General features: G+C 32.3%; 5 protein-coding genes. All 5 read right to left on the bottom strand.

The genetic code is table 11. From position 1 onward, the window contains the following. Positions 1 to 4,721 (bottom strand): DUF6531 domain-containing protein (locus tag BLV79_RS12050; RefSeq protein ID WP_074719229.1); only part of this gene is annotated, 4,721 nt, incomplete at its 3' end. Then, complete coding sequence (locus BLV79_RS12045; protein ID WP_074719228.1) at positions 4,721 to 5,038, bottom strand: hypothetical protein; 318 nt, start codon at positions 5,036 to 5,038, stop codon at positions 4,721 to 4,723. The genes BLV79_RS12045 and BLV79_RS12050, both read right to left, overlap by 1 nt. 11 nt (positions 5,039 to 5,049) lie before the next feature. After that, complete coding sequence (locus BLV79_RS12040; RefSeq protein WP_074719227.1) at positions 5,050 to 5,379, bottom strand: hypothetical protein; 330 nt, start codon at positions 5,377 to 5,379, stop codon at positions 5,050 to 5,052. Beyond that, entirely contained in the window at positions 5,369 to 5,749 is a 381-nt protein-coding gene (locus BLV79_RS12035; protein WP_074719226.1) for a hypothetical protein, read from the bottom strand. Before BLV79_RS12035 ends, BLV79_RS12040 begins: the two co-directional genes overlap by 11 nt. Positions 5,750 to 5,871: 122 nt before the next feature. Further along, positions 5,872 to 6,999: hypothetical protein (locus tag BLV79_RS12830; RefSeq protein ID WP_159429365.1), on the bottom strand; the 1,128-nt coding region annotated here is incomplete at its 5' end.

Here is a 6,999-nt window from a genome sequence, read left to right as displayed (position 1 = left end):
CTTCCTAGATCATCGTTTAGGAATGTATATCTATTTTGAGGTTGGAAGTTATATCCACTATCACTAAATGCAGCTATATCTGCACCAGATTTTTCACTCATGTTCATGGCTATATCTGTGCTAGACTCTACAAGTTCTTCATCTGCCCATGTAAATGTTTGAGTTGATGAATTTATTGGTGTATTTGCTGGCACGCTTGCTGTTATGTCTGCTGGTGTATTTGCTGGCACTCTTCCAATTGTATTTGCCGTTATATCTTCATTGGCGTTTAGGTCATACTCATAGCTTGTGCTACTTAACATGTTTCTATATTCTTTTGTTAAATCTATTACATAATCAATCCTTGACATAGGATTTGTAATCTGTGTTTTTGTATTAAGTTGTTGCATTGGATCTAAACCAGCTGCAAGATTTTTGGCAACATCAACTTGTGACATATTACTAACTTTTGCTTGAGTTACTTGTTTACTTAATTGCTGTCTTACCTCTCCACTTAACTGTGGGCTTGATAAATTGCCTACCTGTCTTGATACTCTATGTCCTAGTCCATCATAAGAATATCTTGCAATTAAACCTTTTGCATCTGTTGCCTGCTCTAATCTATTTAATGCTCCATAAAGATATGTATTCTTTATTTTGCCATTTTCCGTTACCTGACTTAAGTTTCCTCGTTTATCATAAGCGTAACTTAAAATCTTTTCAATTGAATTTTTATCTGTTGCAAAACCAATCTTTTCTACTGATTTATTATTAACTGCTGAACTTATGTTACTTGTAGATTTACTACTTAATCCTACTGAGTTTATATTAGGACCAACTTCTATTGTCTTTTTAATCAACTGATTCATCGCATTATAACTATATGATTCTCGTTGATTTTTTCCGAAGTCTACAAGGCTTGTTCTATTTCCAAATGCATCATATTCATATTTTCTTAATAGGCTACCATCTTTAGTTACGCTTTCAACTCTTCCAATTGCGTCATAACCATATGTATAGTTTCCGTTATCTTCTGAAACATCTCTACGAATCTTACTGATTCCTGTTCTATTAAACATGTCATCATACTGATATCTATAGTCATCCAAAATTCCTTTAGCATCAGTATTTATAAGTCTACTTAAATAGCCTCTATCATTGTATTCGTATGCCTGGCTTGTTCCATTTTCTAATGTTTTACCAGTTAAACGGCCCATATGATCATAAGTGAAATCAGCGATTTTCCTTATTTTTTGAGCTACTCGGTCCAAATCTGTTAAGCCATAAATTTCCTGATGAGCTGTTTGGTTCAAATTTTCCAAACCATGAATCCCCTGATTATGAGCTAATTTTCCAGCATGGTTCTTTTCATTAAATCTTTCAATTTCTCTTACTTGTGTAAGATGGAGCTCTTTATCGTAATCATAAAGCAATGTTCTACCATCTGGATATGTCATGCTCTTCTTTTCGCCTGAGATTCCATATGTATATGACACTTCTTTTCCATCTGGATATACTACTTTTGTAGCCTGACCATTGACATTATTTGTGATTTTTGTAATTCCAAGCCAATCTTCTACCTGACTTAAGTTTCTTAATGCATCGTATGAAAGTTTTACTTCTTTTCCATCTGCATAAGTTATCTTACTTACATTTCCAGATTTATTGTACTGATATTTTGTAAGGTATCCTTCTTTATCAAGGCGTTCTGTTAGTTCTCCTACCTTATTATACTTAAACTTTTCTGTCATGCCTAAGGCATCTGTTGTTTCAATTACCTGTCCTAAGATGTCATATTTATATGAAGAGTTTCTCGGAAGAAGTTCTTCGCCTGTTACTTTATCCTTGCCTCGTTGACTAACTCCAACAAGTCTGTCGCACTCATCATATGTGTAAACTGCTTCATTTCCTAGCGCATCTATAACCTTAGTAAGTTGACCTGTCAACGAATACTCGTAATGAGTTTCGTTTCCTTTTGTATCTTTTATTGATGTTACATTATCTACAACATCATAAAAATACTCTGTCTTTTCTCCGTTTTGCCCTTCTGTTCTTACAAGTCTATCTAACTCATCGTACACATAAGATGTTTTATATCCTGTAAAATCAGTTACTGAAATAAGATTGCCATTTGCATTATATTCATAAGTCTGAACTTGACCTTCTGAATCAATAGTTTTTGAAATATCATTTGTTCCTTTTACATACTCATAACGTGTCACTCTTCCTCTTTCATCTTCTACACTTGAAAGATTTCCCATGACATCGTATGTATATATTCTTTTTGCTCCTTCACTATCTTCTTCCTTAGTAAGTTGGCCTACTTCATCATATGTTCTTATGACATAATTTCCTACTGCATCTGTTATCTTAATAAGGTTGCCTTCAAGATCGTATTCATATGACATGGTAGCGCCATCTGGTGCTTCTACTTTTACAAGCTGCCCTACTGAATCATACTCATAAAATGTCTTATCCCCATTTGGATTTTCTGCTGATAAACAATTTCCCATTCCATCATATGTAAAGCGAGTTGTATTGCCTAAAGCATCTTTTACTCTTGTAAGGCGGTTATTCTCATTATAAATATATGTAGTTTTACCACCATCTGGAGCTGTCACCCTTGAAACATTCCACATAACATCATATGTAAGATGAGTTTTTCGTCCTAACTGATCTATGATGGTTTCTGGTCTATTTAAGCTATTATAATCTACACTTATGAAACTTCCATCTAAATCAATAGCTTTTGTAACTTTACCAAAATGATTGTATTCATACTTTCTTGTTTGTCCTTTAGCGTTAGTGTCTTCTACAATATTTCCCATAGTATCATACTTAAATGAATTACTACGATTCATAGCATCTATTGTCTTTGTAACTCTACCAAGGACATCATACTCATACTTTGTACTATTACCTCGAGCATCAATTAACTCTTTGATATTGCCTCGATTGTCATATACGATTTCATTACATGAGCCGTCAGCTAATGAAACTTTAACTGGACGTCCGAATTTATCGTAAGAATACTTCATTGTTCTGCCTAAGGCATCTGTTGTTTCTATAACATTTCCTTTTGCATCATAAACGTTTTTCACTTTTGTATGACCATTTACACTTACTGTAACTGGCTTATTATGAACCTCATATGTTACATTTAATTTTGAACCATTTGGTGCAATAATACCTGTTACATTGCCTCGATTATCGTATGTCATTCGAGTTTCATTACCATTTTTATCTACAATTCTATTTTTTAGGTTCTTAGAATTATATGAAAATGTTTCTTCTCCATCTGGATAGACATTTTTTGTATTTCTATAAAACTCATCATGATAATGAATACTTTTGGCACCATTACGCTCAGTCATTGTAACTGTTTTCTTTTCATCATCATAATCAAATGACATATGAGAACCATCTGCAAATGTCTGATATGTAGTTCTCGCCTTATCATCGTATACATTGTCAACTGTTACTATTTCACGTGGGTTCTCTACTGTTTTAAATTTCCCATGTACATCATATGTATACTTAAAAGATTGTCCATCTGGTCTTGTGACTTCTGTTAAATATCCATCTGTATATTTATATGTAGAACTTCTTCCTAATTCATCAGTTACACTTTTTAGTTTACCATCTTGATAATAATCAAATGTAAACTTCTGACCATAGTCTCCAACGACTTCTACTAAAAGTTCTTTTGGCTCTAATGCAGTCGGATTGTCTGATCCTTCAACAGAATGTTCATTGTCTTCGTCCAAATGTTTTAAATTACACCGAACACAATTCATTATAGCATAATTAAATGAGATTCCAACCCCATTTAAGTCTTCTTGACGTAATAATTTACCTTCTTTTGAAAAATAATATACGTCTCCTGCTAATGTTTCATATTTATATTCATAGTCGTCTTCTTCTATTTTTTTAAGAGATGATGTACTTTCACGTCCAGCTGTGTAATAACCATCTTTAAGTGGCATAAATTTTTCTTCTTGTCCATCTTCTTTAAAAACTACTACATCTATATCATCAGGAGTTATTTCATCCTTTTCAAATTTTAGACAAACTTCAAAGTTAGTATTCCAATCTTTTCCTAACACGCCTTCAAAATCATTGATAGAATTGTAGAATCGTGAAAATACAAGGTCTCCATCATCCTCATCAGTTCCATAGTATAAATCTGTCTTTTGGTAGATAAAGTTTCCTGAAGATAGATTTACTGGATCTTTACTAAATTGTGTAGTTTTTTTGCTCGCACCTTTTATATTCTTTAACGAATCATCAATTAATCTTTTTGTTGCTTTTAATTCTTTAGTCCACTGTTTTTGTTTTGCTTCCATTGCCTTGCCAAAATCGCCTTTATCTGCCATCAATGAATATGTTGAAATAAAACTTTTTAGTTCATCAATTACTTTTCCTAATGACACCTGAGCTACACAAAGTTCTGCAAGTTTAGTTGTATAATCAGCATCTGTTTGCATTATTTCATCTAATGTGCCTTTAGCATGATAAAATTTTGTATCTATATCATCAACATCTTGTGATGACAATTTATTTATTTTTGCTACTGCACCACTTATATTTGCGTCCTCACTAACACCTTGTCCTTGTAGACTATTACTAACATCTGATGCTAGTTTTTTGGAATTATTTATATAGTCTATAAGTTTTTTCATTATCTGTCGATCTTCATCGATTATCTCTGTTATTTTATCTTTATCAAAAACTCTTTTCATTATTTCTTCTTTCCTTTGCCTTTATTCATTTTTTTTGACATTGATGCATCACTTTGTTTGAATGTCTGTAACACATTCGAAACTGCAGTTGCCAATTCATTTATCATTTCTGACATTGAAGAACATAATGTCTTATCATTTTTTAACTGTATCCTAATAGCACCAGCAAAGTCTCCTTCTGCATCGTGTAAAATAGAAGAAGCACTTTGATTAATATTATTCCCACTCACTTCAATTTTGTCATTTGCAGATGATTTTATGCTATTGATATCTGATTCCACTTTTTTATAATCAATTTTTATATTTTCTGAAGCCATTTAAACATCTCCTATTTCATAACATCTAATTTATCTATATCTGCGACATATTTTGTTATTAACTCTACTTCATTGCTGTACAATTTGGGGAGATTATCTCCCACAGTTTTAAACTGTGTTATAAATTTTTTTATATTTGCAGAGACGTTATCAGCATACAATCCACCATTTTTTTCAACCATGTGATTTACTGTATTTACAATTGAATCTATTTCAGATTTAATAGTTGTGTGTTCTGCATTTAGTTTTGCTTTTAAATCTGTATACTCTTCATCATTTACACATATTTTTTTTGATGCTGTTTTTAAGCCGCCTCCAACATCTGTACCTTTAACCTGCACTATTCATCGCTCCTTTCATTTGATTTTCTACTGCGTTATACGCATTTTGTTTTTCATTTATTGCTTTTTTTATTATTACTTTTTCATTTCTTATTCCTGTTTGTAACTCTTTAGCTGAATTTGTAGCTGAATCCAAAATATTTTTTATTTCTTTTATTTTTTCAGCTAGCGAATTAGCTAAGTTTCCTTCAAATGTACCTGTTATTTTAACTTCTAGATTATCTCCAACTAGTTTTTTCTGTAGTTCATCATACTGCTTTGTTAATTCTTCAGCTCGTCTTTCATATCCATCAAACTTAGTCAATAGATTTTTTAATTTACTAATGTCTTTTGAATATGAATTCATTTGTTCTTGATATATTGGATCCATTTAATCTACTCCTTTTCTTTTAGTGGCGTGATTTTAAAAAATCACATGATTGATTAGTTTCTATATTTCAAATGTTTTTGGTGCTTAGTTCACCCTTTTTATTGCTACTCATTTGTTAAACTTTATATCTCATCAGCCAACATAATTTTTCTTATTCCTGTCGGTTGCATTTGATATCCAAAATGAATATCTTTATTATGTTCTCTAATTCTACCAACTTCAAAAATCATCTGTGATGTGGCATCTCCTAAGATGATTCCATTTTTTAGTGTTTGAAGCTTATCTACTAGCTTGCCTGTTCTTATACCAAACCTTGTATCTGCTGTTACTATTGGAATAATTCCCCAATCAATTGCATCTGCAAGTATATCAAGTTCACTTATCTTCATCTCATCTTTATATAACTGTGTTATTTCTTGAATAACATCTATCACTATATAACTTCTTTGTAACTTACTTGCATATTCACTTGGTGTAAGAAGTGGCTCATCTATCCTTGCATCTTCGAAATCTTCTTTTCTTCTTTGGATATCTTCTGTCAATTCTTTTAAGATAATATTGTAATTATCCATACTTCCAGCCTGATATGATGCATTTTCACAATCATTTGCAACCTTGGCTAATCCCATGCTTGAATTATCCATTATATATATTTTTTCTGAACGATTTTCTTTACTAATGTACGATACAATATTTTTTAGCATTGTTGTTCGGCCCATCTGAGTTTCACCAACTATAAGTCCCATTCCTTTCGAAATGTCCAAACCTACTACATTTAACTGTTCAGTCTCGATACCGATTGGGATTTGAGATAGGTGCGATTCGTTTTCGCCTGCTATTATTTTTCCTGTCTCTGATGTAGTTGTATTTTGTGTCTGCGAAACCATCTCTTCATATCCTGGATACTCTGGAAGTTGGCTAAAGTGGAGCTCTTCTGGAAGGACTGGTATTCCTTTGGCTTTTTTCTCTGTTGATTTTTTTGCCAGTGTTGATACAAACTCTTTAAGTTTTTCTATATATGTAAGTTCATCTAAACAAGGCACTGGTGTATATAACTGCATCATGTCAATTTCATCTAACTTGACTAATGCACGACCTTTTTTATCTTCTGGAACATCCATCGTTGTTCTTCCTATAAGACTTCTTATCTCGCTATTATCAAAGTTATAACCTGCTATCTTTTCTTTAAAATTATTAAGGACAACTGCTCTCATGGCTGCGCATCGTGTCATCGTTGTTGCTATATAAAT

The organism is Lachnobacterium bovis DSM 14045 (assembly GCF_900107245.1).
In the GTDB taxonomy this organism is placed as follows: Bacteria; Bacillota; Clostridia; order Lachnospirales; family Lachnospiraceae; genus Roseburia; species Roseburia bovis.
This window is presented reverse-complemented; position numbering and strand designations above follow the sequence as displayed.